Here is a 25,199-nt window from a genome sequence, read left to right as displayed (position 1 = left end):
AGCACTGATGTCGCCATCATTTCTGCGAAACACAATCCTCGGCTTCTCCTCCGGCGCCGCCGTGGCGCTCGCCGGTTTCATCGGCAACGCGATCACCGCCCGACTGCTCGGTCCCGACAATCTGGGCATCCTCGCGTACGTCGTCTTTTGTGTCACGATCGCTTCGATGGTCGCGGGCCTGGGCATCGGCATCGTTCAGCAGCGTTACATCCCCAACCTGCGGGCCGAGGGGAGGAATGACGAAGCCGACGGCCTGATCGGCGCCACCACACGATGGTCGATGGTGGCCGCGATCGTCGGCGGCATTCTGCTGTTCGCCTATCTGTACTGGCCCGGTAGAGGTGTCACCGACAAGCTTTCGGAGACATCGCGAAACGTGGTGATCGCCGTCGCGCTTATCTGGTTTCTCTGCTGGCGAATGGCAGAGGTCTACCAGTTCTATCTGAGGGGTGAACAGCAGTTCGGTGAACTAGCGCGTCTTTCGGCTATCTCGGCGGTCATCAAATTGGCGGTGATTGCGCTGGGCGCGTGGCTGTTCGGCATTCCTGGCGCCCTGGCCGGCTACATTGCCGGAAATCTATTGCCAGCTGCCCGAATCGGCCGACTGCGGCGATTCAAGCCCATGGTCCGTCAAGACCTGAGGCGTGAAGTGACACGGTTTGCCTTCACGAGCTGGGTGACCGCGGTGATCGGCGGCTTCGTATTCGGGCGAACGGAAATCCTGTTCCTCGAGCACTTCACCGGCATCGGTGCCGTGGGCTTGTTCACGGCGGCGGTGACGGTGGCCGAAATGGCGGTTCAGCTTCCGCCCCTTCTGCTTTCGGCGCTGCTACCTCGATTCAGCGAACAGCACGGCCTTGGCGCCCAGGACGACATGCAGCGCCTGTACCGCACCATGACGGCACTCATCGCAATGCTGATCGTCCCGCTTTGCGCAGGACTTGCTGCAATAGCTCCGGTGCTGGTGCCACTGCTGTTCGGTGATGAGTTCCGAGGAGCGGCTCCCGTTGCCTCGGTGCTGCTCATCGCGGCGGCCGTCAGCAGCCTGGGCGTCACGACCCTGTATCTGCTCCAGAGCATCGGCAAGACCGGGTTCCTACTGATGTCGAACGGAGTGGGTCTGATCGGCACCATTGTGCTCGGGTTCGTCCTGGTGCCTCACTTCGGACTGATTGGAGCTGCCTGGTCCCGAGGCCTGGTCCAGGTATCGGTCGTCCTCATTGAAACCTGTTATGTGACAAGGAAATTAGGAATCTCTCCACCCTATCGGGCGTTGGGCGCCATAGCTCTCGCCTCGGCAGCACAAGCCGCCGTGGCCTATGTCCTCTGCCTTGAGTTCGGCGGCCTGGCAGCGCTGCTGATGGCCATACCGGCTGCGATGATCATCTATCTGATCGCTTTGCGCATTCTGGCGGTGACAAGGATCGTGGACCCGGGACTGCGAGATCGGCTCATCGCCAAGGCGCCTCAGCGGATGCGGCCGGTGATATCCCGAATCTTCTGACGTTGCTCAGTGTGACGCCAGATCCACCAGCGCATCCGCGGACGGTTTGAGGGTCAGATCGTGGCGGAGTACGCCGAAGTTCTGCTCGGCGTCCGTGGGATCGGTTCCGCCATCGACCAATTCGTAGTAGATGAGGGGTCCGCCCCAATCCCATTGTTGGACCTGCCGACGTGCCTGAAGCAACGTCGTGGCTTGCGCGCCGTCGGACACCGCGTACGGGCCGGTTCCGGTCGGCGCACCGAACTCCGTGATCCAGATCTTCTTCTGGCCGTCCCCGTGGCGCTCCATGACGGCTCGTAATGCGGGCAGGTCCTTGAACCCGCCGACTGCCCGCTGGGGTGTGTCCATCGGAAGCGCCGGATACGTGTAGGGATGCACCGCGATGCCGTCGGCGAGGCGTATCGCGCCGTTCGCGTACAGCTGCTCGAGATACTCCGTCGGCGCAACCTCGGAGTCTGGAACATGAAACTTCGGGGCGAGGCCGCCGATGAGGATCGTGGCCCGCTCATCGACTTCGCGTATCGCTTCTGCGGCCACCCAGAACAGCGTGCCGTACTCGTTGACATCGGGCCGGGGCGGCCAGAACTTCTGTGTGTTGGGCTCGTTCCATATCTCCCAGGTGTGTACGCCGCGGGCCGCGTACCGTGCGGTGACCAGGCGCGCGAAATCCGCCCAATCCGACATTTGCTCGGGCCGGGTGTGGTGTGCGGTCGCCGGATCGCCCTTGGTCGTCGGACGGGCCCACTCCGGGGTGTACGCGAGCACGCCAAGAACTTTCATGCCATGGGCGGCGGCCTCGGCCACGATCGTGTCAGGGTATTCCCAATTGAATTGGTCGCGTTGACTTTCCGCTACCGACCAGTCGAAGTCCACTCTGACCCAGGCCACGTTCATAGCGGACATCAGATCAAACTGCCGCTTGATGGCGGCCGCATCGGCGCCCCTCGAATGCATCGTCATCCCGATCTCGACGGGTGGTACCGACGCTTGGCAGGACAGCGGGATACACGCGATCAGGACCAGCGACAGGAGACGCGCCACCCGGACGCGTCGTCCGGTCATCGCAGGATCGCTTGATTGTCGGAGTTGCGGGTGAACGGTCTGCCCAGCACCCCCTCGGTGCGGCCGACAAGCAGGGCGAAGGAGTCACGCAAACCGAATTTCTTGGGGTTTCGCACCGGCATCAGGGCGGCAGCCACCAGGTGAGCGCCCCTGTACCAAAGCGGGTAGTGCCATGTGCGGAGCACATAACCGTGGCCGCGTCCGTAGTTCCGTTGCTTGCGGCGGCGCTCCGGCGGCGGTAGGTGGGCGAATTCGGTTTGGGCATGGACGTAGATGTCGGGTACCCACTCGACCGAAAAGCCGTCAAGAGCTGACATCCGTAGCAGCAGGTCTGGGCCTTCCCCTGACTGCCACGGAGAATCCGCACCCGAACCAAGAGACGGGTTGAACCCGCCGGCCGCGACGAACTGGTCACGTCGGAGGATGGTCGCGGGCTCCATGGCTCCCCAGACGGTGCGCTTGGTGAATTTCGTTCCGGGTGCCGGCAGTGGATGTCGTGGGCCTTCACGATCGATCATCTGGACCGCGCATGCCGTGGTCGGAGCCACGCAGTGATGCGCAATGCGTTCCAAGAAGTCGGCGTCGACCCGGTTCGTGTCATTGGGAAACCAGAGCCACTCGACCTCATCGCCGAGCGCTGCGGCGGCGGCGTTTCGCCCGTTCGAGATACCGCGGTCACTCACAACGGTTTTGATGTCAAGGGTGTCGGCAAAGGAACCTATCAGCGCGTCCAAGTCCGCGGAACCCGCATGGTCGTGGTGGGCAATCGCCACCGCGGCCGGCCGGCGCGTTTGTGCGGCCAAGTCGCCGAGTAGGTTTCGCAGCTCGTCCCATCGGCCCACCGTGGTGATGGCGACGCCGATTCGCACACGGGACGGGCTCGACACCCTACGTCAACCGTCCGTCAAGGGCAGGCAGGAATTCCGGATTCGCCCATGTCCGCTGCAAGGTTTCGTCCAGCTGGTGTGCCGGTTGCCAGTTGAACACCTCGCCGATGTGCGAGATGTCGGCGCCGAGGAACGGACGGTCGACGGCTCGCATGCGCGACGGATCCTGGCGGACCTCGAAACTCAGGCCCAGGACCGATCGCATCCGGTCGAGGATCTCGTCCACCGAATACTGGCGCCCGCTCCCGAGATTGACGATCTCGCAGTCGGCGCCGTCGCTGTTGGTGCCGAGCGCAGCCGCAGCGAAACCACCGGCAGCGTCCAGGACGTCGATATAATCGCGCTTGGGCCAGGTGTTTCCGAGGTTGATCGACTCCGTTCCTTCGCGCAGCTGGGCGACGATCGCCGGTAGCAGGTGCGGATTGGTCTCGCCGGGGCCGATCACATTGAAGAGCCGCACGATGGCGGCCTTGATGCCGCGCTCGGCGGCGAAGATCTGCACATACTGTTCGCCGTGCAGCTTCGTGATGCCGTAGATATCTGCTGGGCCCAGCGCTGACTCGAACTCGCGGTGATCGGCCTCGTCCGGTTGGTAGACGGCACCACTGCTCGCAAAGACGAACCGCGTACCTGGTCGGCAGCTCGTCAGCAGATTGACGGTGCCGGTGACGTTGGTCGCCACGGCGTTCGACGGGTCCCCATCGCATTCGGGGATGTAGTGGATCGCCGCCAAATGCACGATGACGTCGGGCTGGAAGTCCTCGACGACCGCGCGCGTGGCATTCGCGTCACGGATATCGACGCGCTGAAATGCCCAGGCCGCGTCGTCACGCGTCAGCCAGTCGGGTGTGCCGTAGCGCAGCAGATCCGCGACCAGAACCTCGGCTTTCGCGCTCAGCATCGGAACGAGTTCCCTGCCGACGAAGCCGGCACCACCTGTCACCATGATCCGCACGTGCGTTCCCCCGCTCTCTCCGCCATGTCACCGGCTTGTTCCAATGACCTCTTCGGCCCTGGTCTCGAGCTCGCGCGCGACGCCCGACCAGTCCAATGATCGCGCACCGGCGAGTCCCGCTTGGGAGAACGTGTCCCACTGCGCCTGTGCGGTGAGTAGCGCGTCGGCGAAATCTGCGGGATCGGTGCCGCACACCACGCCCGCGCCATACTGAGCCACGATTTCTTTGGCGCCGTTCTCGGGGAACTTCGCCGTGACGACGGGCAGGCCACTCGCCATGGCCTCGGCGATCACTCGCGGAAAGCCCTCGCGCTGGCTGGGCATGCCCAACACTGCGGCGCGGGAGAGCAGATCGATCTTCTGCTCCTCGGAGACCGAGCCCAGCACCCGCACCCGCGAACCGACGGACGACCGCCGCGCGTGTTCCTCGATGTCCGCACGCGCCGCTCCGTCGCCCGCGATCACCAGGTCGCCGGCGAATCCGCGTGCGGTGGCGAGTTCGAAAGCATCGATGAGCAGTGGCAGGTTCTTGTGGGGGAACAGCCGTCCGACGTACAGCGCGCCCGAGCGTTCGCCGCGGTCGGCGGCTCGGTACTGGGTGACCACTATGCCGCTCGGCAACACAGAACACGGACGCCCCGACTGTTCGGTGATTGCCGTGGCCACCGCCTGGCTGATCGCAAAGTTCGCGGCGGCCAATCGCGGTAACCGCTTCTGCGCCGTTCCCACTATTCGATCTTCGCGAATCTCACACCAGTGAATCCCGGTACGTGCGCGGACATCTCGGGGCAATGCGGGTACATGCAGCAGCGGCCACTGATTCAAGAGGTGGAAGTCGTAATGTTGCGCTACCACGTGGCGCCGCACCCAGGCGCTGTACTTGATGATGGCAGGCCAGTTCCGCCGCAGGGCGGGTATGGGCGGGTTGATGTAACGGTTGGTGCAGGGATTGCGGCGGACGTGCACTCCGTTGACCATCACATCGCGATCGAGGCCGGTGTCGTGACCGATGCAGTACACGTCCACCGAATGGCCACGCAGCACCATGGCTTCAGCAAGCTCTTTGAAGAACACCTCTTGCCCCCCGACATGGGGAGGGTACAGCTCGGTGAGAAACGCGAATCGCATCGAGCCCCCTATGCCGTCGGTGCTGGTTTCAGTCTGCCATTCGGGCCTTGGCTAATTTCGCGGTTCGCGACGGCGACTTCTGCAGGTCAAGATCAATTGGTCGATCCGAGATGGTCGAGCTTGGCCAGGATCGTGTCGGCCGCGGCACCGGTCGAGATATCCGCTTGGCGCTGTGTCACGTGCGCCCAGCCCCTCGACGCCAGGTCGGCTCTGGCCCGGTCGTCGAGGCAATACGCGCGGATCAAACCGGCCAGCTCGGTGTGATCATTCGGATCGAAGAACTCGGCGCCGTCGCCGCAGGTTTCCCGCAGTGCCGGGATGCTCGAGCTGAGGACGGCGGTATGCGACGCCATCGCCTCGAGCGGGGGGAGTCCGGCGCCCTCGTTGAGAGACGGCATCACCAGCAGGTCCGCGGCCGCGACGAGCGAGCGCAGTTCGTCGAATTCCAGTCGTCCGATCATCTCCACACGGTCTCCGAGGGCAGCGGCCTGCGCATGGATGCGCTCGTCGAGTACCTTGACCGACGCACCGCTGCCCGCGATCACGAGCTTCTGCGGAATCGCCTGGTGCACTTGGGTATACGCGGTGAGCAGCGCGGAAAGATTCTTGTGCCGTTTGACGTTGCCGAGATACAGGATGAAGCGGTCCCGCACCGGTGACAATCGAGGATCGACGGGTTCGAACCATGACGCACTCACCGGAATCGGCGTCACGACAAACCGGGCGGCGGGAACGTACTTCGCCAGGGCGTCGGCGGCCGCCCGCGACGGCGTGAAGATTGCCGCTGACCTTCGGGCGACGATCGTCAGCATCGTGCGTGCGTACATTCGCCGCGCGCGGCCGTTGCCGCTGATGCTCTCCGGCAACAGGTGGCTGTCGTCGTGCACCGTGCTGAAGAAATCGATTCGACGGTTGGCAGGGCGGAAGAGCGTGAACGGAAACGGATAGTGGGGCACCCACATGGCCTTCGGCCGAGCCTCCCGCACCGCGCGATGCCATGCGCGTTGCTCGGCGACCGAGTACATCGGCGCGCCCGACGGCTCTGAGATGACGACTGTGGTGCTTTCGGCAACGGGAGGAACGTTGTCGCGATCCGCCAACACGGCGAGGGTGCGGCCCTGCCGGGCAAAAGCCTCCTCGAGCCGGGGGATGTACACGCCGATGTAGGTTCCGATACCGCTCTGGTCGATGTGGCGGACATCGAAAAGCAGATCGATGGCTCCGTTGCCCTGTGCCGGCGTCATCACGCCCCGTTCTGATCCCAAATGCGTTGCGCGCCAAATGTGATCGCACTCCACCCTGAGATCCTCGTCTGTCAGTCGTCGTCACCGTTCTTGTTCTCGCGCCAAGCCCGCTCGAACGGCAACCGCCACGCGTTGGGCGCGATCAGCTGATGGATCGGGTTGGGGCCCCACGTGCCCTGCGGGTATGACTTCACCGACGGCGGGTCGTTGAGGAGCGGCTCCGAGCGCTCCCACAGTGATTCGATGCCCTCGGCAGTGGTGAAGAGTGTGTGATCGCCGCGCATGGCGTCGAGGATGAGGCGCTCGTAAGCCTCGAGCACGTCGCCGACAGTGTCGATCTCCTGGGTCGAGAACTGCATCGATAGCTTGTCGAGCTTCATGCCGGGCCCGGGTCGCTTACCGTAGAACGACAATGACACCTTGGAGTTATCGGCCAGGTCGAAGGTCAGATGGTCGGGGCCCTGCGCGCCGACGCCGGATCCCGCCGGGAACATCGACCGCGGCGCCTCCTTGAACGCGATCGAGATGATGCGGATGCCTTCGGCCATCCGCTTGCCCGTCCGCAGGTAGACGGGGACGCCGGCCCACCGCCAATTGTCGATTCCCACCTTCATCGCGATGAAGGTTTCCGTATCGGAATCCTTTGCGATGCCTTCCAAATCGCGATACCCGGCGAATTGACCTCGCACCACGTCGGCGCAGTTGATCGGCAGCATCGACCGGAACACCTTGTTCTTCTCTTCGCTGATCGCGCGCGGTTCCAGTGCCGTCGGTGGTTCCATCACGACGAACGCCATCACCTGCAGCAGATGGGTAACCACCATGTCCTTGAACGCGCCGGTGCTCTCGTAGAAGTTGGCACGCTCATCCAGGCCGAGTGCCTCGGGGATGTCGATCTGTATGTGATCGATGAAGTTGCGGTTCCAGATCGGTTCGAACAGACCGTTGGCGAAGCGGAACGCAAGAATGTTCTGTGCCGCCTCTTTACCGAGGAAATGGTCGATCCGGAAGATCTGACTTTCGTCGAACGTCTCGTGGACGAAGCCGTTCAGTTCGACGGCGCTGGCCAGATCGGTACCGAACGGCTTTTCCATCACGACCCGCGAACGGTCAACCAGGTTGGCGTCCTTCAGCATCGTGATCACCGCGCGTGCCGCCTTCGGTGGCACCGACAGATAGTGCAGTCGCCGGACGTCGGGGCCGAGTTTTTCTTCAGCGGCCCCGACCGCGGCGGCCAGAGCTTCGGGCCCCGCGCCCTGTGCCACATAGGTGACGGTTTCGGTGAATCGGGTCCACTGTTCGTCCGAGAGTTTGTGGGTGCCGAACTCGTCGATGGCATTCTTGGCCAGCTCGAGGAAATCCTCGGTGGAGATGTCTTCGAGCGACGTGGCGACGATCTCGATGTGAGGTGCCAGCTCGGATTGATCCAGATACGCCAGGCCGGGAATCAGCTTGCGTCTGGCCAGATCGCCGGTGGCGCCGAACAGGACCACCACGTGCGGGTCGACGGCATAGTCGTCGTGCCGGCCGGGACGCGAGCCGGGATGGGGATAAGAAATGGTCTGCGGTTTGCTTGTCGCCACTCTCGGCATACTCTCACCGGGGCAACTTTCCCGCATGGCTACCGGTGTTGCCGATACCCCGACGTCACAAACCGGACGGCAGACGTCAACCGTCCGCCCCTATCCTGGCTGCCACGCCGTCGAGCAGCTGCCGTAGGCCCGAGTGGAAATCAGCGAGGTGATCCTCGTCGGCTGCATCGAACACACCGGCCGCCACGGCGGCGGCGAGTGCCGGGAACCGCTCCGCATCGACGAACCGGCGGAGCAGATCGGGGTAGCGCGGGCCCTCGACGTGTGCCGCCTCGATGTGCAGCGCCGCCGCGCCGCGCACATAGTGCAGCACGGCCATCACCGCGGCGAGCTTGTCGCGTTCGGACAGGCCGGTCGGGCCGAGTGCCGCCAGCCCGGCGTTCAGCCACGCCAACTGGCCGGGGTCGGCAGGCGGGCCGGCCGCCGCAGCCGATAGCACCCACGGGTGCCGGTGGTAAATGTCCCACAGGCCCGTGGCCCAATCCGTCAGGGCGCCACGCCAATCCGCCGCGTCGACGATAGGTGGCGGACCCGACGCCGTCGAGAGCATGAAGGTCACCAACTCGTCCTTGTTGGCGACGTGCCGGTACAGCGACATCGTGCCGCAGCCGAGCCGTTCGGCCAATCGGGCCATCGACAGCGCGGCGAGGCCGTCGGCGTCGGCCAGCGCGACGGCCGCCTCGACGATGCGCTCGCGGCTCAGCCCGCGCGATCGCGCGGATGGGCTCGGCTCATGCCACAAGATCTCCAGAGCGCGGGGTAGGGGATCGCTCATTTGTTGCCACCATAAACGATTGCGCACCGCATTGCGTGTGCCGTACGCTTTATGCGTATGACATACGCATCCCGGTCCCGGACGGGAAGGCTGACCCCGGTTCTCGCCGCGATCGTCGCGGCATTTCTGCTGTTCTCGCTGCCGCCCTACTTCGCCGGCGGCACCAGGGTGCCTTCGACCTTCGGTCTGCACTATCCGCTGCTGGTGGCTCACGTGATGTTCGGCAGCGTCGCGATGATCACCGCCGTCGCGCAGATCTGGCCGCGGCTGCGCAGCCGCCACCCGGTGCTGCACCGTCGGACCGGGCGCGTGTACGTCGGTGCGGCCATCCCCGCAGCGGTATTCGCGATGGTGATCGGCGCCGCCACGCCGTTCGGCCCGTTGCTGGCGGGCAGCAATGTGCTGCTGGGCGCGGTGTGGCTGTGGTTCACCATCAACGGGTTTGCGGCGGCACGACAGCGGCGATTCGCCGACCATCGCAGGCATATGGTGCGCAGCGCCACTGTCGCGCTCTCGACGATCACCAACCGGATCTGGACACCGGTGCTCTTCATCTCCCTGCAGCCCTTGCGGGACAGTGTCTTTAAAGGCAACGAGGAGCACTATCTGTGGTTCGTGGCCGGGCTTGGCGCTTGGCTGGGCTGGACTATCCCGCTGGCCACCGTCCAATGGTGGCTCACGCGGAAACCGCACGGGCCGTCGTCGCCGGTTTCTCAGTCTGAGCTCGCATCACCGGGGTAATCTCCCCGGCCATGGCGACCGAATTCAACGGCAGAATCGAACTCGACATCCGGGATTCGGAACCCGACTGGGGCCCCTACGCCGCGCCGACGGCGCCCGAGGATGCGCCCAACGTTCTCTACCTTGTGTGGGACGACACCGGCATCGCGACGTGGGACTGCTTCGGCGGTCTGGTCCAGATGCCGACGATGAGCCGCATCGCCGAGCGCGGAGTCCGGCTTTCGCAGTTTCACACCACCGCGCTGTGTTCGCCGACGCGGGCCTCGCTGCTGACGGGACGTCACGCCACCACTGTCGGCATGGCGACCATCGAGGAGTTCACCGACGGCTTCCCCGGCTGCAACGGGCGCATCCCGAACGACACCGCGCTGCTGTCGGAAGTTCTCGCCGAGAAGGGCTACAACACCTATTGCATCGGTAAGTGGCACCTGACGCCGCTGGAGGAGTCCAATCTCGCCTCCACCAAACGACATTGGCCGCTGTCGCGGGGATTCGAACGGTTCTACGGCTTTATGGGCGGCGAAACCGACCAGTGGTATCCCGAACTCGTATACGACAACCACCCCGTCGCGCCGCCGGGACTGCCGGAGGACGGCTACCACCTGTCGAAGGACATCGCCGACAGGACAATCGAATTCATCCGCGATGCCAAGGTGATCGCGCCCGACAAGCCGTGGTTCTCCTATGTCTGTCCCGGCGCCGGCCACGCGCCGCACCACGTCTTCAGAGAGTGGTCCGACCGTTACGCGGGCACCTTCGACATGGGTTACGAGCGCTACCGCGAGATCGTGCTGGAGAACCAGAAGCGTCTGGGGATCGTTCCGCCCGATACCGAACTGTCGCCGATCAATCCCTACTCGGATGTCAAGGGGCCCAACGGCGAACCGTGGCCCGCTGGAGACACCGTGCGGCCGTGGGATTCACTGGGGGACGACGACAAGCGGCTGTTCTGTCGCATGGCCGAGGTGTTCGCCGGATTCCTGAGCTACACCGACGACCAAATCGGGCGGATCCTGGACTATTTGGAGGAGTCCGGCCAACTCGACAACACCATCATCGTGGTCATCTCCGATAACGGTGCCAGCGGTGAGGGCGGACCGAACGGATCGGTGAACGAGGTCAAGTTCTTCAACGGCTATGTCGACACCGTGGAAGAAGGTCTGCGGCTCATGGACGACCTGGGCGGGCCGGAGACCTATAACCACTATCCGATCGGCTGGGCTATGGCGTTCAACACGCCGTACAAGTTGTACAAGCGGTACGCGTCGCACGAGGGCGGCATCGCCGACACGGCCATCATCTCCTGGCCGAAGGGCATTGCCGCACACGGTGAGGTTCGCGACAACTACGTCAACGTCTGCGACATCACCCCGACGGTGTACGACCTGCTCGGGATCGATCCTCCTCTGGTGGTCAAGGGCATCAACCAGAAGCCACTGGACGGTGTGAGTTTCAAAGTGGCCCTTGATGATCCGGATGCGCCGACGGGTAAGGAGTCGCAGTTCTACGCGATGCTGGGCACGCGCGGGATCTGGCACGACGGCTGGTTCGCCAACGCCGTGCACGCCGCCTCGCCTGCCGGCTGGTCGCACTTCGACAAGGACCGGTGGGAACTGTTCCACATCGAGGCCGACCGCAGCCAATGCCACGACCTGGCCGCCGAGCACCCGGACAAGCTCGAGGAACTCAAGGCGCTGTGGTTCAGCCAGGCGCAGAAGTACAACGGGCTGCCGCTCTCGGATCTGAACATCATCGAGACGCTGGGACGGTGGCGGCCCTACCTGACCGGCACCAGAGAGTCGTACTTCTACTATCCGGGCACCGCCGACGTCGGGATGGGAGCGGCCGCGGAGATCCAGGGTCGGACTTTCGCGGTCATCGCCGAGGTGACGATCGACACGACAGGCGCGGAGGGCGTGTTGTTCAAGCACGGCGGCGCGCACGGCGGCCACGTTCTGTTCATCCAGGACGGGCGGCTGCACTACATCTACAACTTCCTCGGCGAGGAGGAGCAGGTGTTGTCGTCGCCCGGGCCGGTTCCGCAGGGGACGCACACGTTCGGGGCTGCGTACACGCGCACCGGAACGGTCGAGGGCAGCCACACCCCGCTCGGCGACGCCGCGCTGTACATCGACGACACCGAAGTGGCGTCGAGGACGGGCGTGCGGGTACACCCCGGCACCTTCGGTCTCGCCGGGGCCACCCTGAGCGTCGGTCGCAACACCGGATCACCGGTGTCGCGGGCTTACCGGGCTCCGTTCGCGTTCACAGGTGGCACCATCGCCCAGGTGAACGTTGACGTGTCCGGTCAGCCCTATGTGGATTTGGAGCGCGAGTTCGCCCGCGCTTTCGCGAAGGACTGACGAAACCGATGAGAACCCGATCGGCGGTACTCGCCGCGCTGTGCACGGCAGTCCTGGTGGTATCGGCCTGCGGTAAGACCAGTGAAGGTGAGCCTGTCGCCGAGGGCGGGGAGACCGTCGCCGAAACGGCGGCGTCGGTCACGATGACGTCGACGCAGACCACGCGGGCCATCCCCACGCCGGAGGCCGACCTCACCGAACCCGGCGTCGTGCCCACCACCCGCACCTCGGTCGCGCCGAACACGGTCACCTGCCAAGGGCCCGATCCTGCGCAGGAGGGGGTGACAGCAGCCGTCGCGGATCCCGGGGCGCCCAGGATCACGGTCGTGCTGCCGCAGGGTTGGTCGACGGAGCAGGCCGACGGCGACGTCGGAGCGAAGCTGACCGGCCCCGACGGGACGTGGGCCACGGTCACGATCGCCAGGACGACGCTGGACCCCGCGGCGGCCTTCAAGCAGTACGCAGACGATGCGATGGCGGCTTCGGCGGTCAGCAGCCTCAGCGTGCTCCCCGCGGACCTGTGCGGATACAGCGGTCAGAAGTTGCTCGGCTCGTGGGCGGAAACTCCTGAGCAGGCCGTGGAATTCGGCGATCGCATCGCGCACGTGTGGACCAACTCAGGCGACTACCTGGTGGCGGTGCATGTACAGGGACCATCCGGTGCGGGTTTCGACCCGTTCACCTCGCCGATGATGGACGATTTCGCCATCGAAATGCCTTGATGCTCTGCCGGGCGATCACAATGTCAGCCTGAGAGCGATGCCGTGCACATATAGCTGCGACGACGCTCTCAGCGTGACATTGCGTCGGCGACCAGCGGCGATTTGGTTCCTCGCAGGTCGTCACCTAGAATCAACGGGTTGCCTTGGGCAGACCTCGGATCTCCTTGACGGGAAATCCCCGCGTGCTCTTCGGTGACAGCAAGACCGCGTACGTCAGGTCGGTATCTGGCGTGCATACAACCCAGGTCGAGGAGATCTAGTGATTCAGCAGGAATCGCGGCTGAAGGTCGCCGACAACACGGGTGCCAAGGAGATCTTGTGCATCCGCGTGCTCGGCGGATCGGGGCGGCGTTACGCCGGCATCGGCGACATCATCGTGGCGACCGTCAAGGACGCCATCCCGGGCGGCAACGTCAAACGCGGCGAGGTCGTCAAAGCCGTCATCGTGCGCACCGTGAAAGAGCGTCGTCGCGCCGACGGCAGCTACATCAAGTTCGACGAGAACGCCGCCGTCATCATCAAAGCCGACAACGACCCGCGCGGCACGCGCATCTTCGGCCCCGTCGGCCGTGAACTGCGCGAAAAGCGCTTCATGAAGATCGTCTCGCTTGCCCCGGAGGTGCTGTAGATGAAGGTCCACAAGGGCGACACCGTTCTGGTCGTCTCCGGCAAAGACAAGGGCGCCAAAGGCAAGGTGCTGCAGGCGTACCCGGACCGGGACAAGATCCTCGTCGAGGGCGTCAACCGGATCAAGAAGCACACCGCGATCTCGCGCAACGAGCGCGGCGCGCAGTCGGGCGGCATCGTCACGCAGGAGGCCGCCATTCACGTCTCGAACGTGATGGTCGTCGACTCCGACGGCAAGCCCACCCGCATCGGATACCGCACGGACGAAGAGACCGGCAAGAAGGTCCGTATCGCCAAGACCAACGGCAAGGACATCTGAGATGACCTCCACTGAAGAGAAGACCGTTCCCCGCCTCAAGCAGCGTTACCGCGAGGAGATCAAGGACGCGCTGCTCAAGGAATTCGGCTACGCCAACGTCATGCAGATCCCCGGCGTGGTCAAGGTCGTCGTGAACATGGGTGTCGGTGACGCCGCCCGCGACGCGAAGTTGATCAACGGTGCGGTCAACGACCTGGCGCTGATCACCGGCCAGAAGCCCGAGATTCGCAAGGCCCGCAAGTCCATCGCACAGTTCAAGCTGCGTGAAGGCATGCCGATCGGTGCGCGGGTGACGCTGCGCGGCGACCGGATGTGGGAGTTTCTCGACCGGTTGACCTCGATCGCGCTGCCGCGTATCCGCGACTTCCGCGGACTCAGCCCCAAGCAGTTCGACGGCACCGGCAACTACACCTTCGGGCTCAACGAGCAGTCGATGTTCCACGAGATCAACATCGACGACATCGATCGCCCCCGGGGTATGGACATCACCGTCGTCACGTCGGCGACGAACGACGACGAAGGCCGCGCGCTGCTGCGTGCACTTGGCTTCCCGTTCAAGGAGAACTGAGCAAATGGCAAAGAAGGCTCTGGTCAACAAGGCCAACAAGAAGCCCAAGTTCAAGGTCCGCGCCTACACCAGGTGCAACAGGTGCGGTCGCCCGCACGCGGTCTACCGCAAGTTCGGGCTCTGCCGGATCTGCCTGCGCGAGATGGCGCATGCCGGCGAACTGCCCGGCGTGCAGAAGTCCAGCTGGTAACGGCCCACAACTACAAACCACATCAAAAAGGTTGCGGTAGGCCCCAAGAGCTTTCGGGGGGAACCGCCGCGAGGAAGGTGAACCGGCTGTCATGACCATGACGGATCCGATCGCAGACTTCTTGACACGTCTGCGCAACGCCAATTCGGCGTACCACGACGAGGTGTCGCTGCCACACTCGAAGATCAAGGCCAACATCGCCGAGATCCTCAAGAGCGAGGGCTACATCTCCGATTACCACACCGAGGATGCCCGGGTGGGCAAGTCGCTTGTGGTGCAACTGAAATACGGCCCGAGCCGTGAACGCAGCATCGCGGGACTGCGCCGGGTGAGCAAGCCCGGTCTGCGCGTCTACGCGAAGTCCACCAATCTGCCGCGCGTGCTCGGCGGTCTGGGCGTGGCGATCATCTCCACGTCGTCGGGTCTGCGAACCGACCGTCAGGCCGCCCGAGAGGGCGTCGGCGGCGAAGTCCTCGCGTACGTGTGGTAGTGGGGATAGGAGCCTAAAGACCATGTCACGAATTGGAAAGCAACCGGTTCCGGTTCCCGCCGGAGTCGATGTCACGATCAACGGCCAGAACGTGTCGGTCAAGGGTCCCAAGGGAACTCTTGAGCTGGCGGTGGCCGAACCGATCCGGGTCGCGCGCGACGACGATGGCGCCATCGTGGTGACCCGTCCGAACGACGAGCGCGAAAACCGCTCGCTGCACGGGTTGTCGCGCACGCTGATCGCCAACCTGGTCACGGGTGTGACCGAGGGCTACACCACCAAGATGGAGATCTTCGGCGTCGGCTACCGCGTGGTGGCCAAGGGCAGCAACCTCGAGTTCGCCCTGGGTTACAGCCATCCGGTGCTGATCAACGCCCCCGAAGGCGTGTCGTTCGCGGTGGAAACACCGACGAAGTTCTCGATCTCCGGCATCGACAAGCAGAAGGTCGGCCAGATCGCGGCGAACATCCGCCGCCTGCGCAAGAGCGATCCCTATAAGGGCAAGGGCATTCGCTACGAGGGTGAGCAGATCCGCCGCAAGGTCGGAAAGACAGGTAAGTAGAAATGGCTTCTTCTAAGACTGAGGCGTCGTCGCGTAAGCCGGTGGGGCAGAGCGTGTCCGAGGCCCGGCGTGTCTCGCGGCTGCGTCGGCACGCCCGACTGCGCAAGAAGATCGAGGGCACGGCCGAGGTGCCGCGCCTGATGGTCAACCGCTCGTCGCGGCACATTCACGTGCAGCTGATCAACGACCTCGACGGCACCACAGTGGCCGCCGCGTCGTCGATCGAGGCGGACGTGCGTGCGGTCGAGGGTGACAAGAAGGCCCACAGCGTGCGGGTCGGTCAGCTGATCGCCGAGCGCGCGAAGGCTGCGGGTATCGAGGCGGTGGTGTTCGACCGAGGTGGTTACACCTACGGCGGGCGCATCGCGGCACTGGCTGACGCAGCGCGCGAAGGCGGGCTGAAGTTCTAATGACTGATTACGGAAGGACTGCATGATGGCCGAGCAGGCTGGCGCCGCTCCGGCGCAGGACAACCGCGGAGGCGGTCGTGGTGACCGCGACGGCCGTGGTCGTCGCGACGACCGCGGCGGCGGCCGTGGCGGTCGCGACGGCGGCGAGAAGAGCAACTACATCGAACGCGTCGTGACGATCAACCGCGTCTCCAAGGTGGTCAAGGGTGGCCGGCGGTTCAGCTTCACCGCGCTGGTCATCGTCGGCGACGGCAAGGGCATGGTCGGTGTCGGCTACGGCAAGGCCAAAGAGGTCCCGGCCGCCATCGCCAAGGGTGTCGAGGAAGCGCGTAAGGGCTTCTTCCGCGTGCCGCTGATCGGCGGCACGATCACGCACCCAGTGCAGGGCGAGGCGGCGGCGGGCGTCGTGATGCTGCGCCCGGCCAGCCCTGGTACCGGTGTGATCGCCGGTGGTGCGGCTCGCGCGGTGCTGGAGTGCGCCGGCGTGCACGACATCCTGGCCAAGTCGCTGGGCAGCGACAACGCGATCAACGTGGTACACGCCACCGTTGCCGCGCTCAAGCTGCTGCAGCGTCCGGAAGAGGTGGCGGCCCGGCGTGGCCTGACCATCGAGGAGGTGGCGCCGGCAGGCATGCTGCGGGCGCGGCGTGAAGCCGAGGCGCTGGCCGCATCGGCCGCGCGTGAGGGAACGGCGTAACCATGGCAGAGCTCAAGATCACCCAGGTGCGCAGCACCATCGGTGCGCGCTGGAAGCAACGCGAGAGCCTGCGGACCCTCGGACTGCGCAAGATCCGGCAGTCCGTGGTGCGTGAGGACAACGACCAGACCCGTGGACTCATCAAGACCGTCCACCACCTCGTTGAGGTAGAAGAGGTTTAGCAATGACTATCAAACTGCACGATCTGCGCCCGGCGCCGGGGTCGAAGACCGCCAAGACCCGCGTGGGTCGCGGTGAGGGCTCCAAGGGCAAGACCGCCGGTCGTGGCACCAAGGGCACCAAGGCACGTAAGAACGTCCCGGCGATGTTCGAGGGTGGCCAGATGCCCATCCACATGCGGCTGCCGAAGCTCAAGGGCTTCCGCAACCGGTTCCGGACCGAATACGAGGTCGTCAACGTCGGCGACATCAACAAGCTGTTCCCCAAGGGCGGCGATGTGGGTGTCGACGAACTGGTGGCTTCCGGTGCGGTGCGCAAGAACACGTTGGTCAAGGTGCTCGGTGACGGCAAGCTGACCGTGAAGGTCAACGTCACCGCTCACAAGTTCAGCGGCAGCGCACGCGAGAAGATCACCTCTGCGGGTGGATCCGCGACCGAAGTCTGATTGGCGGCCCGCCGCCGAGCTGTAGGTCCAGTTGTCGACAAGAGCCCCTGCCGTTACGGTGGGGGCTCTTGCGTTTCATCGGATTCGGTAACGCATCGGATCACGGGTGCGATCTACATTGCGCGTGCCGAAAGTTCAGGAGCAGACATGACCACTGTCCGTCGTGCCATCGCTGTCGCGATGGTCAGCGCCGGCCTCGCGGTCTTCGGCAGCGCCGCGTCCGCGCACGCGCAGGACGCCGACGAGCAGTTCGAGAAGGCCGTGAGCTCCCTGGGTATCACCGTCGGCCCCGAAACAGATATCCCGGCGCAGGGCCGACAGGTCTGCGACACGATGACCCGGGAAATGGCGCGCAATCCCAACCCGCCTCCGTTGGTCCGAGGCATCCTCCAGTCCTTGGTCAACAGCAATCTCACCAAGGAACAGGCCGTGGGCTTCATGCGGGCCTCGGTGAACATCTACTGCCCGCAGTTCTCCCGGTACCTGGGCCGCTGATCGCAGAAGGCCGGCCCCGATTTCGCGTCGGTAGGCTCACAGGATGTTCGCATTTCTGCCCGGCATCCCTGGAATCGACGACGTACGTGCGCTCGGCAGGCGGGTGGACACGGCCCGCCATCACGGCGTACCCGGCGGGTGCGTGCTCGAGCTCGACCTGATGGCAGCGCCACCGGAAACCGGTGGATTCGACCCGCTGGCCATGATCACCGTCGGCAACCGGCCGATGGTGCTGCGCGATGCCGTCGCCGCCATCCACCGCGCCGCCGACGATTCGCGCGTGGCCGGGCTGATCGCGCGCGTCCAGCTCAGCGCGGCCGCGCCGGGTCCGGTGCAGGAGTTGCGCGACGCGATCTCGACGTTCAGTGACGCGAAGCCGTCGCTCGCGTGGGCCGAGACCTATCCGGGCACGCTGTCGTACTACCTCGCTTCGGCGTTCCGCGAGGTGTGGATGCAGCCCTCAGGCACGGTCGGGTTGGTCGGTTTCGCAACCGGTGCGACGTTTCTGCGCGATGCGCTCGACAAGGCGGGCATCGAGCCTCAGTACATCGCGCGTGGCGAATACAAGTCGGCCCCAAACCGTTTCACCCAGAACAGCTATACCGATGCCCACCGTGAGGCTGACACCAGAATGATCGAAAGCCTGCTTGCCCAAGTGCGGCAGGCGGTCTCCGCGTCGCGCGGTATCGAAGCAGCCGAAGTCGACGCGCTCGCGGACAGAGCACCACTGTTACGCGACGACGCGGTCACCGGTCGCTTGGTCGATCGAATCGGATTCCGCGACGAGGCGTATGACCGAATCGCCGAACTCGTTGGCGCGTCTGACGATGCGCCGCCCCGGCTGTACCTGTCGCGGTACGCGAAAGCCACCGCTTCGCGGCCCTCGCCGGTGCCGCCGGTGCCGGGTCGCAAACGTAAGCCGGCTATCGCCGTCGTCACCCTGCACGGTCTGATCGTCAGCGGCCGGGGTGGACCACAGGTGCTGCCGTTCGGCGATTCGAGCGCCGGCGGTGACACCATCGCCGCGGCCTTGCGCGAGGCGGCGGTCGACGATTCCGTTTCCGCGATCGTCCTGCGCGTGGACAGTCGTGGCGGAATGGCCACCGCGTCGGAAACCGTCTGGCGCGAGGTGATCAAGGCGCGGGACAGCGGCAAACCCGTCGTCGCGTCGATGGGTGCGGTCGCGGCATCAGGTGGCTATTACGTGTCGATGGCCGCTGATGCGATCGTCGCCAACCCGGGAACCATCACCGGCTCGATCGGTGTCGTGACCGGCAAGCTGGTCGCACGGGAACTCAAAGAACGCCTCGGCGTCGGCTCGGAGTCGGTGCGCACCAACCCCAATGCCGACGCCTGGTCGATCAACCAGCCCTTCACCGACGCGCAGCACGCGCTAGTGGAGGCGGAGGCGGATCTGTCCTATTCCGACTTCGTCGAGCGCGTCGCCGAGGGTCGCAAGATGACCGTCGACGCGGTCGATGCCGTTGCCCGCGGTCGCGTGTGGACCGGGGCCGACGCGTTGGAGCACGGCCTCGTCGACGAACTTGGCGGGTTCCGCACCGCCGTCAACCGCGCCAAGGTGCTGGCCGGCCTTCATCCCGACGACGACGTCCGCCTGGTCAATTACCCCGGCTCGTCGCTGATGGACATGCTGAGGCCGAAGCCGTCTTCGCAGCCAGCGGCCGCGTCGGTGCCCGAGGCCTTGGCCGTCCTCGTCGGCCGCTCGGTGGCCGGGGTGCTCGGCCACCGAGCGGTCACTGACCGGCATCAGTGCGCTCTGGTCGGGCGAGTATCGCTTCTGAGCGAGCGCGGTCCCCGCGTGTGGACCTCAGTTGGAGCGTAGGTAGCCGTAAACCATGGCGAAGTTGTTGTTCACCTCGTCGGGAATGGGTATCGGCCCGCCAAGAGCCCTTGCGCCCCAGGCGATCTGCGCGGTGCGCTCCACCAGTGCGGTGACATGCAGCACCTTGTCGGGGCGCTGGCCGACCGCCACCAGCCCGTGGTTTGCGATCAGCGCTGCCGCCCTGTCCTGCAACGCTTTCACTGCGTTGTCGCCGACGTCGGGACTTCCCGACGCCGCGTACTCCGCACACCGGATTTCGCCGCCGCAGTACACGGCGAACTCGTCGACGCAGGCCGGAATCGACTGACGGGCGACCGCGAACATCGTGGCCCACACCGGATGACTGTGGATCACGCTGCCGATGTCGTCGAATGCGCGATAGCACGCCAGGTGCAGCGCCATCTCCGTCGACGGGCTGCGACCGTCCTTGGCGGTCAGCACAGCGCCTTCGGGGTCGACGAGGACGAGGTCGTCCAGCACCATGTCGGCGTAGTCCACCGACGACGGCGTGATGACGATGTTGCCGTCCTCGCGCCTGGCCGAGATATTACCCGCGGTGCCCTCGACGAGGCCTCGACGCAGCATGTCCTTGGCGGCGTTGAGCACCGCGTCCTCGGGGTCGGCGACGTACCTCACCATTTCAGCACCTCCGGGTTGACGATGTGCGCGGGCGTGCGTCCGGACAACAGCATCTCGAGGCCGTCGGCGACGATCTGCGCCTGCCGCGCCTCAGTGTTCCACGTGGCGCCGCCGATATGGGGTGTGAGCACGACGTTGGACATCGCCGCGAGCGGATGATCGACCGGCAGCCATTCGCCGACGAAGTGGTCCAGCCCGGCCGCTGCGAGCTTGCCACCGCGCAGCGCCTCGACCAGTGCATCGGTGTTGTGCAGTTGCGCGCGAGCAGTATTGAGGAACACCGCGCCGTCGCGCATCTTCGCGAATTGGTCGGCGCCGATCATGCCCACGGTGTCGTCGGTGACGGGCGCGTGCAGCGAGACGACGTCGGCCTCGGCGAGCAGGTCGTCGAGGCTGTGGGTGGCCTCGTCGTTGTACGGGTCGTAGGCGATCACCGTCAGGCCGAGCCCCTGCAGTCGCCAGCGCAGCGCTCGGGCCACGGCGCCGAGACCCACCAGCCCGGCCGTCATCCCCGCGACCTCCCATGCCCGGAACCGTTGGTAGGGGATGGTGCCGTCGCGAAACACCTCTCCGGCGCGGACGTCGGCATCGGCGGTCAGCACCTGACGGGTCGCCGCGAAGAGCAGTGCGATCGCCATTTCCGCGACGGCGTCGGCATTGCGGCCGGGCGTATTCAGCACCGGCACCTTGACCGCCGTCGCCGCGGCGACGTCGACATTGTTGGGGTCCCCGCGCGTGGACGCGACCGCCCGCAACGGCAGATCGAGTACCGGCCCGCTCACCGAATCAGCCTCCACGACAAGGATGTCGGCGCGCTCGGCGGTGGCACGCTCGGCGAGCTGTTCGGCCGAGTAGATCCGCAGCGGGCGCAGCTCGATCCACGGGTCGTACACGACGTCGACCAGTCGGTTCAGCTTGTCGAGGCCGGGACCGCGCAGTGGTGCGGTCACGAGCGCGCGAAGTCTGCTCACGTATGGACATGCTGGCGTACGGTGGCGCCCGTGTCAGCCAAAGCGGTCACTATCGGCATCGACATCGGTACCACGGCCGTGAAGGCGGTGGCCGCGGACGAGGACGGTCGGGTGGCCGCGCGGGTCCGGATCCCCCATCGACTGCTGGTGCCCGCACCGAATCAGTTGGAACACGACGCCGACGAGGCGTGGCGGCGGGGACCGCTGGCGGCACTTGCCGAATTGCGACGGCCCGATGCCTCGGCGTTGGCGGTCACCGCGATGGTGCCGTCCCTGACGGCCGTCGACGTCGACGGGCGTCCGCTCACCCCGGGCCTGCTCTATGGTGATGTCCGCGGTCGACGAGACGCAGGCCCGGACACCACGTTCCTCTCCGGTGAAGCAGAAGCGTTCCTGCGCTGGACGGTGGGGGAGGCACCCGACGCCCACGGGTACTGGCCCGCGGCGGCGGTGGCCAATCACATGCTCGCGGGGGAGGCAATCATCGACAATTCCACCGCCAGCACCGCTTACCCGTTGTTCGACGGCGAGCGATGGAGCGAATCGGTCTGCGCCGAGTGCGGTACGGAGCCGGCGGCGATGCCGCAGGTAAAGACGACGGGCGTCGCCGCGGGTCGGCTGCGGGGCTCCGACACCGTGTTGGCCGCGGGCGCCGTCGATGCGGTGTGCGAGCAGATCGTCGCGGGCGCCGACGAGGACGGCGACGTACTGGTGTTGTGCGGAACAACTCTGATCGTGTGGGTGACAACGAGTGAGTTCCGTGAGGTGCCCGGCCTCTGGACACTGCCGCACACCGCGGCGGGCAAGCTCCAGATCGGCGGGCCGAGTAATGCGGGTGGTCTGTTCCTCGGCTGGGTGGACCGTCTCGTCACGCCGAATGGCGACGTCGACCCCGGGCGGGTGCCGGTGTGGTCGCCGTACCTGCGCGGTGAACGCGTCCCGCTGCACGATCCCGATCGCCGCGGCGTGCTCGACGGGCTGGACCTCACCCACGACGGCGCAGCGGTGCGACGGGCCGCCTATGAGGCGTCGGGATTCGTTGTGCGGCAGATCATCGAGATGAGCGGCGCCCGGGCGAGGCGCATTGTCGCGACGGGCGGCGGCACGCGCGTCGCGCCGTGGATGCAGGCCATCGCCGACGCCACCGGGCTGCCGGTGAGCGTGTCGGGCGTCGCCGAGGGCGCCGCGCTGGGTGCGGCGTTCTTCGCGCGGATGGCGGCCGGACTCGAAACCGCCGTCGGCGACGCCGCGCGGTGGGCCTCTGTCTGCCGCATCGTCGAACCCGACCCCGCGTGGGCCGACCCGGTACAAGACCGGTACGCCAGGTTCCTCGAACTGGCAGGTGAACCTAGCGCTTGATCGCGGACAGGTAGCTCATGTCGGCGAAGAAGCCCATCGCACTGTCCTACGGGAATACGAACCCGTTGGCGGCGTAGGCGTCTCGCATCGTCTGAGCCGTCACATCCCAACCTCGCGCGGCGAGGTAGTCGATGACGTCATTGCGCTCGTCGCGATAGATCAGCTCCGACATCTCGATGTTGTGGCCGTACTTCTTGAGCCGGTCCGCGATCTCCTGGGACCTCTCGTCGGAGAATGCGCTGATGTCCGGAATGTGCTCGGTGGCGACGCGGCTTCCCGGCGCGCTGAGTTCGTCGATGCGGTCGAACAACAGATCCTGTGCCTCGGGTGGCAGGTAGATCAGCAATCCCTCGGCAATCCATGCAGTCGGCTGAGTGGGATCGAAGCCGTTGTCCAGCAGCGCTTTCGGCCATTCCTCACGGAGGTCGATCGCGATCTGTCGCCGGTCCGCGGTAGGCTCGGCGCCCAACTGCGCCAGCGTGTCGCTCTTGAACGCGATGACCTCGGGTTGGTCCAGCTCATAGACGGTGGTCCCCGCGGGCCACGCCAACCGATCACGCGCGCGCGTTGCCAGGATCGTCCTCGCGGCGACGGATCATGAACGGCCTGCGCAGGCGGCGGCCGGCAGTTGGGTTGTGTCGAACCATGGCGTGCGCTGCCATTCCCCGTGCTGCGTTCGCACGTTGCGAACCGTCGACCTTCGTCGAGGTCGATCGGTGCTCATGGTCTTCATGTCCTTGAGCCGCGCGCCGATGCTGGCGGCGGCGTCGGGGTGATACTCGGTGGCCAGCCGGCTGCCTCGCGCGCTGAGTGCGGTGATGTCGTCGAACAGCCGGTCCTGCGCGTTGCAGCAGCGACCCAGGCCGTCGGCTGGTGTGGGTCGAAACCGCTGGCGCACAAAGCCTTCGGCCAGTCCTCCCGCAGGTCGATGCCGACCGTGCGCTGTTCGGCGGCCGGGGTCGCGCCGATGGACTCCATCGTCGCGGACTTGAACCGGACCACCTGGGGCTGGTCGATCTCGTAGACGACGGTGCCTTCGGGCCATGACAGCCGGTAGGCGCGCGAATCCAGACCCGACGCCAAAATCACGGCCTGGCGTATACCGGCCGCGCCTGCGTCGGTGAAGAAGTCGTCGAAGAATCGCGTTCGCACCGCGATCGAGGTGGCGAGGAACGCCGGACCGCCGGGCTCGCCGTCGTCGGGCAATTCGACCTCCCCGTCGGCGAGCTTGGTGAAGAAGTCCAGGCCGACGGCGCGCACCAGCGCCGCGGCATAGGGGTCGTCGAACAGCGGGTCGGCGTCACGACTTGCCACCGCGCGTGCGGCGGCAACCATTGTGGCGGTGGTGCCGACGCTGGACGCCAAATCCCAGCTGTCTCCGTCGGTTCGGCTGTCCGCCCGGCTCATGACTCGAGTATGCCGGTGACGTACTGCAGGTCACCGAATCGGGCGACATCGTCGTCGTCCTCGACGATGGGGGGCAGACCGTTCTCGCTCAGCAGTTGCTTGACGCTTTGGGAGGTGATCTGCCAACCGCGATCGGCCAGGTATGCCGACGCTTCGTTGCGGTCGCCGAGGTAGATGAGGTCGGCGAAGTCGAGTTCGAAGCCGTGGTCGCGCCACTGCTGGGCGGCTTCCTGCATCCGCTCGATGGCCTTCTCGTGGTCTGCCGTGTCGATGCTCGGCGTGCTCTCGACCGCGACGCGACTGCCGACGGCGCTGAGCTCGGTGATGGTGTCGAGCAGCTGGTCCTGCGCCTCCGGCGGCAGATAACCCAACAGGCCCTCTGCGCTCCACGCGGTGGGCCTGCTCGGCTCGAACCCGGCGGCGATCAGCGCCGAGGGCCAGTCGAAGCGAAGATCCACCGCGACGGTCCGGCGGTCGGCGGACGGCTTGGCGCCGAAGTCCGCGAGCGTTCTGGTCTTGAACTCGATGACCTCGGGCTGGTCGATCTCGTAGACGGTCGTCCCCGCGGGCCAGGCCAGCCGGTAAGCCCGGGAATCGAGGCCCGACGCCAGGATGACCGCCTGCCCGACTCCGGACGAGGCTGCCCCTGTGAAGAACTCGTCGAAGAACTTGGTCCGTACCGCCATGTTGTCGGTCATCCGCGCCATTCCCACGGATGCGTGGTCGACGTCGAGATCCTCGGCGCGCAGCTCGCCACTCGCGAGTTTGGTGAAGAAGTCCACCCCGACCGCGCGGACCAGAGGCTCGGCGAACGGATCGTTGATCAGCGCATCGTCGGCCTTGGTCGCGATCGCGCGCGCCGCGGCGACCATCGTCGCCGTTGCGCCGACGCTCGACGCGAGATCCCAGGTGTCGTTGTCAGTCCTAGCCATGATCAGCCCCTAGTCGAAAGTCATTTACTTAGTGGATATAACGAGACGAGTCCCACGGTATGTTCCCCGGCTGAGAAGGAACTGTGAGTGCA

Annotated in this window: 26 protein-coding genes and 3 pseudogenes; 17 read left to right on the top strand and 12 right to left on the bottom strand. The window is 65.6% G+C overall.

The window, feature by feature from the left end; genetic code table 11:
• The first annotated feature begins 7 nt into the window (after window positions 1-7).
• Window positions 8-1,504, top strand: coding sequence for a lipopolysaccharide biosynthesis protein (locus G6N36_RS13800; RefSeq protein WP_163686996.1), 1,497 nt, complete (start codon window positions 8-10; stop codon window positions 1,502-1,504).
• 6 nt (window positions 1,505-1,510) lie between these two features.
• Here G6N36_RS13800 and G6N36_RS13795 read toward each other — a convergent pair whose 3' ends face one another.
• The 7 genes from G6N36_RS13795 to G6N36_RS13765 form a co-directional block, all read right to left on the bottom strand.
• The gene (locus G6N36_RS13795) at window positions 1,511-2,566 is read right to left on the bottom strand and encodes a GH39 family glycosyl hydrolase (RefSeq protein ID WP_163686995.1); all 1,056 of its coding nucleotides are present in this window, start codon (window positions 2,564-2,566) and stop codon (window positions 1,511-1,513) included.
• A complete protein-coding gene (locus G6N36_RS13790) occupies window positions 2,563-3,453 on the bottom strand; it encodes a glycosyltransferase family 2 protein (protein ID WP_163686994.1) in 891 nt (296 codons plus the stop codon). The genes G6N36_RS13795 and G6N36_RS13790 overlap by 4 nt, the downstream gene beginning before the upstream one ends.
• Before the next feature lies 1 nt (window position 3,454).
• Complete coding sequence (locus G6N36_RS13785; protein WP_235690271.1) at window positions 3,455-4,399, bottom strand: NAD-dependent epimerase/dehydratase family protein; 945 nt, start codon at window positions 4,397-4,399, stop codon at window positions 3,455-3,457.
• Window positions 4,400-4,435: 36 nt separating this feature from the next.
• A complete protein-coding gene (locus tag G6N36_RS13780; protein WP_163686992.1) occupies window positions 4,436-5,536 on the bottom strand; it encodes a glycosyltransferase family 4 protein in 1,101 nt (366 codons plus the stop codon).
• A 92-nt stretch (window positions 5,537-5,628) separates the two neighbouring features.
• Window positions 5,629-6,780: a glycosyltransferase family 4 protein gene (locus G6N36_RS13775; RefSeq protein WP_163686991.1), complete on the bottom strand. Its 1,152-nt coding sequence runs from the start codon at window positions 6,778-6,780 to the stop codon at window positions 5,629-5,631.
• A gap of 71 nt (window positions 6,781-6,851) precedes the next feature.
• Window positions 6,852-8,363, bottom strand: coding sequence for a glucose-6-phosphate dehydrogenase (gene zwf, locus G6N36_RS13770; protein ID WP_163686990.1), 1,512 nt, complete (start codon window positions 8,361-8,363; stop codon window positions 6,852-6,854).
• A gap of 85 nt (window positions 8,364-8,448) precedes the next feature.
• Window positions 8,449-9,147: a TetR/AcrR family transcriptional regulator gene (locus tag G6N36_RS13765; protein WP_163686989.1), complete on the bottom strand. Its 699-nt coding sequence runs from the start codon at window positions 9,145-9,147 to the stop codon at window positions 8,449-8,451.
• Window positions 9,148-9,204: 57 nt separating this feature from the next.
• On the opposite strand from G6N36_RS13765, the gene G6N36_RS13760 reads away from it, so the two are divergent.
• The 15 genes and pseudogenes from G6N36_RS13760 to sppA all read left to right on the top strand — a co-directional run bounded on the left by G6N36_RS13760 (window position 9,205) and on the right by sppA (window position 19,758).
• Window positions 9,205-9,888 (top strand): DUF2306 domain-containing protein, encoded by a 684-nt coding sequence (locus tag G6N36_RS13760; RefSeq protein WP_163686988.1) that lies wholly within the window; start codon window positions 9,205-9,207, stop codon window positions 9,886-9,888.
• 11 nt (window positions 9,889-9,899) lie between these two features.
• Window positions 9,900-12,251, top strand: a complete 2,352-nt coding sequence (locus G6N36_RS13755) for an arylsulfatase (protein ID WP_163686987.1) — start codon at window positions 9,900-9,902, stop codon at window positions 12,249-12,251.
• 8 nt (window positions 12,252-12,259) lie between these two features.
• The gene (locus G6N36_RS13750; RefSeq protein WP_163686986.1) at window positions 12,260-12,973 is read left to right on the top strand and encodes a hypothetical protein; all 714 of its coding nucleotides are present in this window, start codon (window positions 12,260-12,262) and stop codon (window positions 12,971-12,973) included.
• Window positions 12,974-13,232: 259 nt separating this feature from the next.
• Window positions 13,233-13,601, top strand: coding sequence for a 50S ribosomal protein L14 (gene rplN, locus G6N36_RS13745; protein WP_083124662.1), 369 nt, complete (start codon window positions 13,233-13,235; stop codon window positions 13,599-13,601).
• Window positions 13,602-13,919, top strand: a complete 318-nt coding sequence (rplX, locus tag G6N36_RS13740) for a 50S ribosomal protein L24 (protein ID WP_083124664.1) — start codon at window positions 13,602-13,604, stop codon at window positions 13,917-13,919. It begins immediately after the preceding gene.
• A 1-nt stretch (window position 13,920) separates the two neighbouring features.
• The gene (gene rplE, locus G6N36_RS13735) at window positions 13,921-14,487 is read left to right on the top strand and encodes a 50S ribosomal protein L5 (RefSeq protein ID WP_083124666.1); all 567 of its coding nucleotides are present in this window, start codon (window positions 13,921-13,923) and stop codon (window positions 14,485-14,487) included.
• A 4-nt stretch (window positions 14,488-14,491) separates the two neighbouring features.
• Window positions 14,492-14,677: a type Z 30S ribosomal protein S14 gene (locus G6N36_RS13730; RefSeq protein ID WP_163686985.1), complete on the top strand. Its 186-nt coding sequence runs from the start codon at window positions 14,492-14,494 to the stop codon at window positions 14,675-14,677.
• Window positions 14,678-14,768: 91 nt separating this feature from the next.
• Window positions 14,769-15,167: a 30S ribosomal protein S8 gene (gene rpsH, locus G6N36_RS13725; protein WP_014209124.1), complete on the top strand. Its 399-nt coding sequence runs from the start codon at window positions 14,769-14,771 to the stop codon at window positions 15,165-15,167.
• A 22-nt stretch (window positions 15,168-15,189) separates the two neighbouring features.
• Window positions 15,190-15,729 carry a 50S ribosomal protein L6 gene (gene rplF, locus G6N36_RS13720; protein ID WP_083124668.1) on the top strand — a complete coding sequence of 180 codons (540 nt, stop codon included), beginning with the start codon at window positions 15,190-15,192 and terminating at the stop codon, window positions 15,727-15,729.
• 2 nt (window positions 15,730-15,731) lie between these two features.
• A complete protein-coding gene (gene rplR / locus G6N36_RS13715; RefSeq protein ID WP_179964782.1) occupies window positions 15,732-16,139 on the top strand; it encodes a 50S ribosomal protein L18 in 408 nt (135 codons plus the stop codon).
• 25 nt (window positions 16,140-16,164) lie between these two features.
• Window positions 16,165-16,836, top strand: a complete 672-nt coding sequence (gene rpsE / locus G6N36_RS13710; protein ID WP_163735514.1) for a 30S ribosomal protein S5 — start codon at window positions 16,165-16,167, stop codon at window positions 16,834-16,836.
• Between the two features lie 2 nt (window positions 16,837-16,838).
• Window positions 16,839-17,018: a 50S ribosomal protein L30 gene (rpmD, locus tag G6N36_RS13705; RefSeq protein ID WP_083124674.1), complete on the top strand. Its 180-nt coding sequence runs from the start codon at window positions 16,839-16,841 to the stop codon at window positions 17,016-17,018.
• A 2-nt stretch (window positions 17,019-17,020) separates the two neighbouring features.
• Window positions 17,021-17,461 (top strand): 50S ribosomal protein L15, encoded by a 441-nt coding sequence (rplO, locus tag G6N36_RS13700; protein WP_163686983.1) that lies wholly within the window; start codon window positions 17,021-17,023, stop codon window positions 17,459-17,461.
• Between the two features lie 147 nt (window positions 17,462-17,608).
• The gene (locus tag G6N36_RS13695) at window positions 17,609-17,956 is read left to right on the top strand and encodes a DUF732 domain-containing protein (protein ID WP_163686982.1); all 348 of its coding nucleotides are present in this window, start codon (window positions 17,609-17,611) and stop codon (window positions 17,954-17,956) included.
• Window positions 17,957-17,999: 43 nt separating this feature from the next.
• Window positions 18,000-19,758 (top strand): annotated as a pseudogene (gene sppA, locus G6N36_RS13690) (signal peptide peptidase SppA).
• A 26-nt stretch (window positions 19,759-19,784) separates the two neighbouring features.
• On the opposite strand, the gene G6N36_RS13685 reads toward sppA, so the two are convergent.
• Window positions 19,785-20,438 (bottom strand): L-fuculose-phosphate aldolase, encoded by a 654-nt coding sequence (locus G6N36_RS13685; protein ID WP_276067509.1) that lies wholly within the window; start codon window positions 20,436-20,438, stop codon window positions 19,785-19,787.
• Window positions 20,432-21,409, bottom strand: coding sequence for an NAD(P)-dependent oxidoreductase (locus tag G6N36_RS13680; RefSeq protein WP_179964781.1), 978 nt, complete (start codon window positions 21,407-21,409; stop codon window positions 20,432-20,434). Before G6N36_RS13680 ends, G6N36_RS13685 begins: the two co-directional genes overlap by 7 nt.
• 30 nt (window positions 21,410-21,439) lie before the next feature.
• Here G6N36_RS13680 and G6N36_RS13675 point away from each other — a divergent pair, with 30 nt between their 5' ends.
• Window positions 21,440-22,768 carry a xylulokinase gene (locus G6N36_RS13675; RefSeq protein ID WP_163686981.1) on the top strand — a complete coding sequence of 443 codons (1,329 nt, stop codon included), beginning with the start codon at window positions 21,440-21,442 and terminating at the stop codon, window positions 22,766-22,768.
• A gap of 46 nt (window positions 22,769-22,814) precedes the next feature.
• On the opposite strand, the pseudogene G6N36_RS13670 reads toward G6N36_RS13675, so the two are convergent.
• The 3 genes and pseudogenes from G6N36_RS13670 to G6N36_RS13660 all read right to left on the bottom strand — a co-directional run.
• Window positions 22,815-23,321 (bottom strand): annotated as a pseudogene (locus tag G6N36_RS13670) (SAM-dependent methyltransferase); the annotation flags it as partial.
• Between the two features lie 177 nt (window positions 23,322-23,498).
• Window positions 23,499-24,175, bottom strand: a pseudogene (locus tag G6N36_RS13665) (class I SAM-dependent methyltransferase); the annotation flags it as partial.
• Window positions 24,172-25,107, bottom strand: a complete 936-nt coding sequence (locus tag G6N36_RS13660) for a class I SAM-dependent methyltransferase (RefSeq protein ID WP_163686980.1) — start codon at window positions 25,105-25,107, stop codon at window positions 24,172-24,174. The gene G6N36_RS13660 and the pseudogene G6N36_RS13665, both read right to left, overlap by 4 nt.
• Between the last annotated feature and the right edge of the window lie 92 nt (window positions 25,108-25,199).

Origin of the sequence: Mycolicibacterium gadium (assembly GCF_010728925.1) — a bacterium.
Taxonomy (GTDB): Bacteria; Actinomycetota; Actinomycetes; order Mycobacteriales; family Mycobacteriaceae; genus Mycobacterium; species Mycobacterium gadium.
Note: the sequence above shows the minus strand (reverse complement) of the source record. Positions and strands in the feature narration are given on the sequence as shown.

Excerpts from the sequence above, each read along its gene's own strand:
- G6N36_RS13800 (WP_163686996.1), top strand. The coding sequence starts at position 8 with ATGTCGCCATCATTTCTGCGAAACACAATCCTCGGCTTCTCCTCCGGC.
- G6N36_RS13795 (WP_163686995.1), bottom strand. The coding sequence starts at position 2,566 with ATGACCGGACGACGCGTCCGGGTGGCGCGTCTCCTGTCGCTGGTCCTG.
- G6N36_RS13785 (WP_235690271.1), bottom strand. The coding sequence starts at position 4,399 with ATGGTGACAGGTGGTGCCGGCTTCGTCGGCAGGGAACTCGTTCCGATG.
- G6N36_RS13780 (WP_163686992.1), bottom strand. The coding sequence starts at position 5,536 with ATGCGATTCGCGTTTCTCACCGAGCTGTACCCTCCCCATGTCGGGGGG.
- G6N36_RS13775 (WP_163686991.1), bottom strand. The coding sequence starts at position 6,780 with ATGACGCCGGCACAGGGCAACGGAGCCATCGATCTGCTTTTCGATGTC.
- G6N36_RS13765 (WP_163686989.1), bottom strand. The coding sequence starts at position 9,147 with ATGAGCGATCCCCTACCCCGCGCTCTGGAGATCTTGTGGCATGAGCCG.
- G6N36_RS13760 (WP_163686988.1), top strand. The coding sequence starts at position 9,205 with ATGACATACGCATCCCGGTCCCGGACGGGAAGGCTGACCCCGGTTCTC.
- G6N36_RS13755 (WP_163686987.1), top strand. The coding sequence starts at position 9,900 with ATGGCGACCGAATTCAACGGCAGAATCGAACTCGACATCCGGGATTCG.
- G6N36_RS13750 (WP_163686986.1), top strand. The coding sequence starts at position 12,260 with ATGAGAACCCGATCGGCGGTACTCGCCGCGCTGTGCACGGCAGTCCTG.
- rplX (WP_083124664.1), top strand. The coding sequence starts at position 13,602 with ATGAAGGTCCACAAGGGCGACACCGTTCTGGTCGTCTCCGGCAAAGAC.
- rplE (WP_083124666.1), top strand. The coding sequence starts at position 13,921 with ATGACCTCCACTGAAGAGAAGACCGTTCCCCGCCTCAAGCAGCGTTAC.
- G6N36_RS13730 (WP_163686985.1), top strand. The coding sequence starts at position 14,492 with ATGGCAAAGAAGGCTCTGGTCAACAAGGCCAACAAGAAGCCCAAGTTC.
- rpsH (WP_014209124.1), top strand. The coding sequence starts at position 14,769 with ATGACCATGACGGATCCGATCGCAGACTTCTTGACACGTCTGCGCAAC.
- rplF (WP_083124668.1), top strand. The coding sequence starts at position 15,190 with ATGTCACGAATTGGAAAGCAACCGGTTCCGGTTCCCGCCGGAGTCGAT.
- rplR (WP_179964782.1), top strand. The coding sequence starts at position 15,732 with ATGGCTTCTTCTAAGACTGAGGCGTCGTCGCGTAAGCCGGTGGGGCAG.
- rpsE (WP_163735514.1), top strand. The coding sequence starts at position 16,165 with ATGGCCGAGCAGGCTGGCGCCGCTCCGGCGCAGGACAACCGCGGAGGC.
- rpmD (WP_083124674.1), top strand. The coding sequence starts at position 16,839 with ATGGCAGAGCTCAAGATCACCCAGGTGCGCAGCACCATCGGTGCGCGC.
- rplO (WP_163686983.1), top strand. The coding sequence starts at position 17,021 with ATGACTATCAAACTGCACGATCTGCGCCCGGCGCCGGGGTCGAAGACC.
- G6N36_RS13695 (WP_163686982.1), top strand. The coding sequence starts at position 17,609 with ATGACCACTGTCCGTCGTGCCATCGCTGTCGCGATGGTCAGCGCCGGC.
- G6N36_RS13685 (WP_276067509.1), bottom strand. The coding sequence starts at position 20,438 with ATGGTGAGGTACGTCGCCGACCCCGAGGACGCGGTGCTCAACGCCGCC.
- G6N36_RS13660 (WP_163686980.1), bottom strand. The coding sequence starts at position 25,107 with ATGGCTAGGACTGACAACGACACCTGGGATCTCGCGTCGAGCGTCGGC.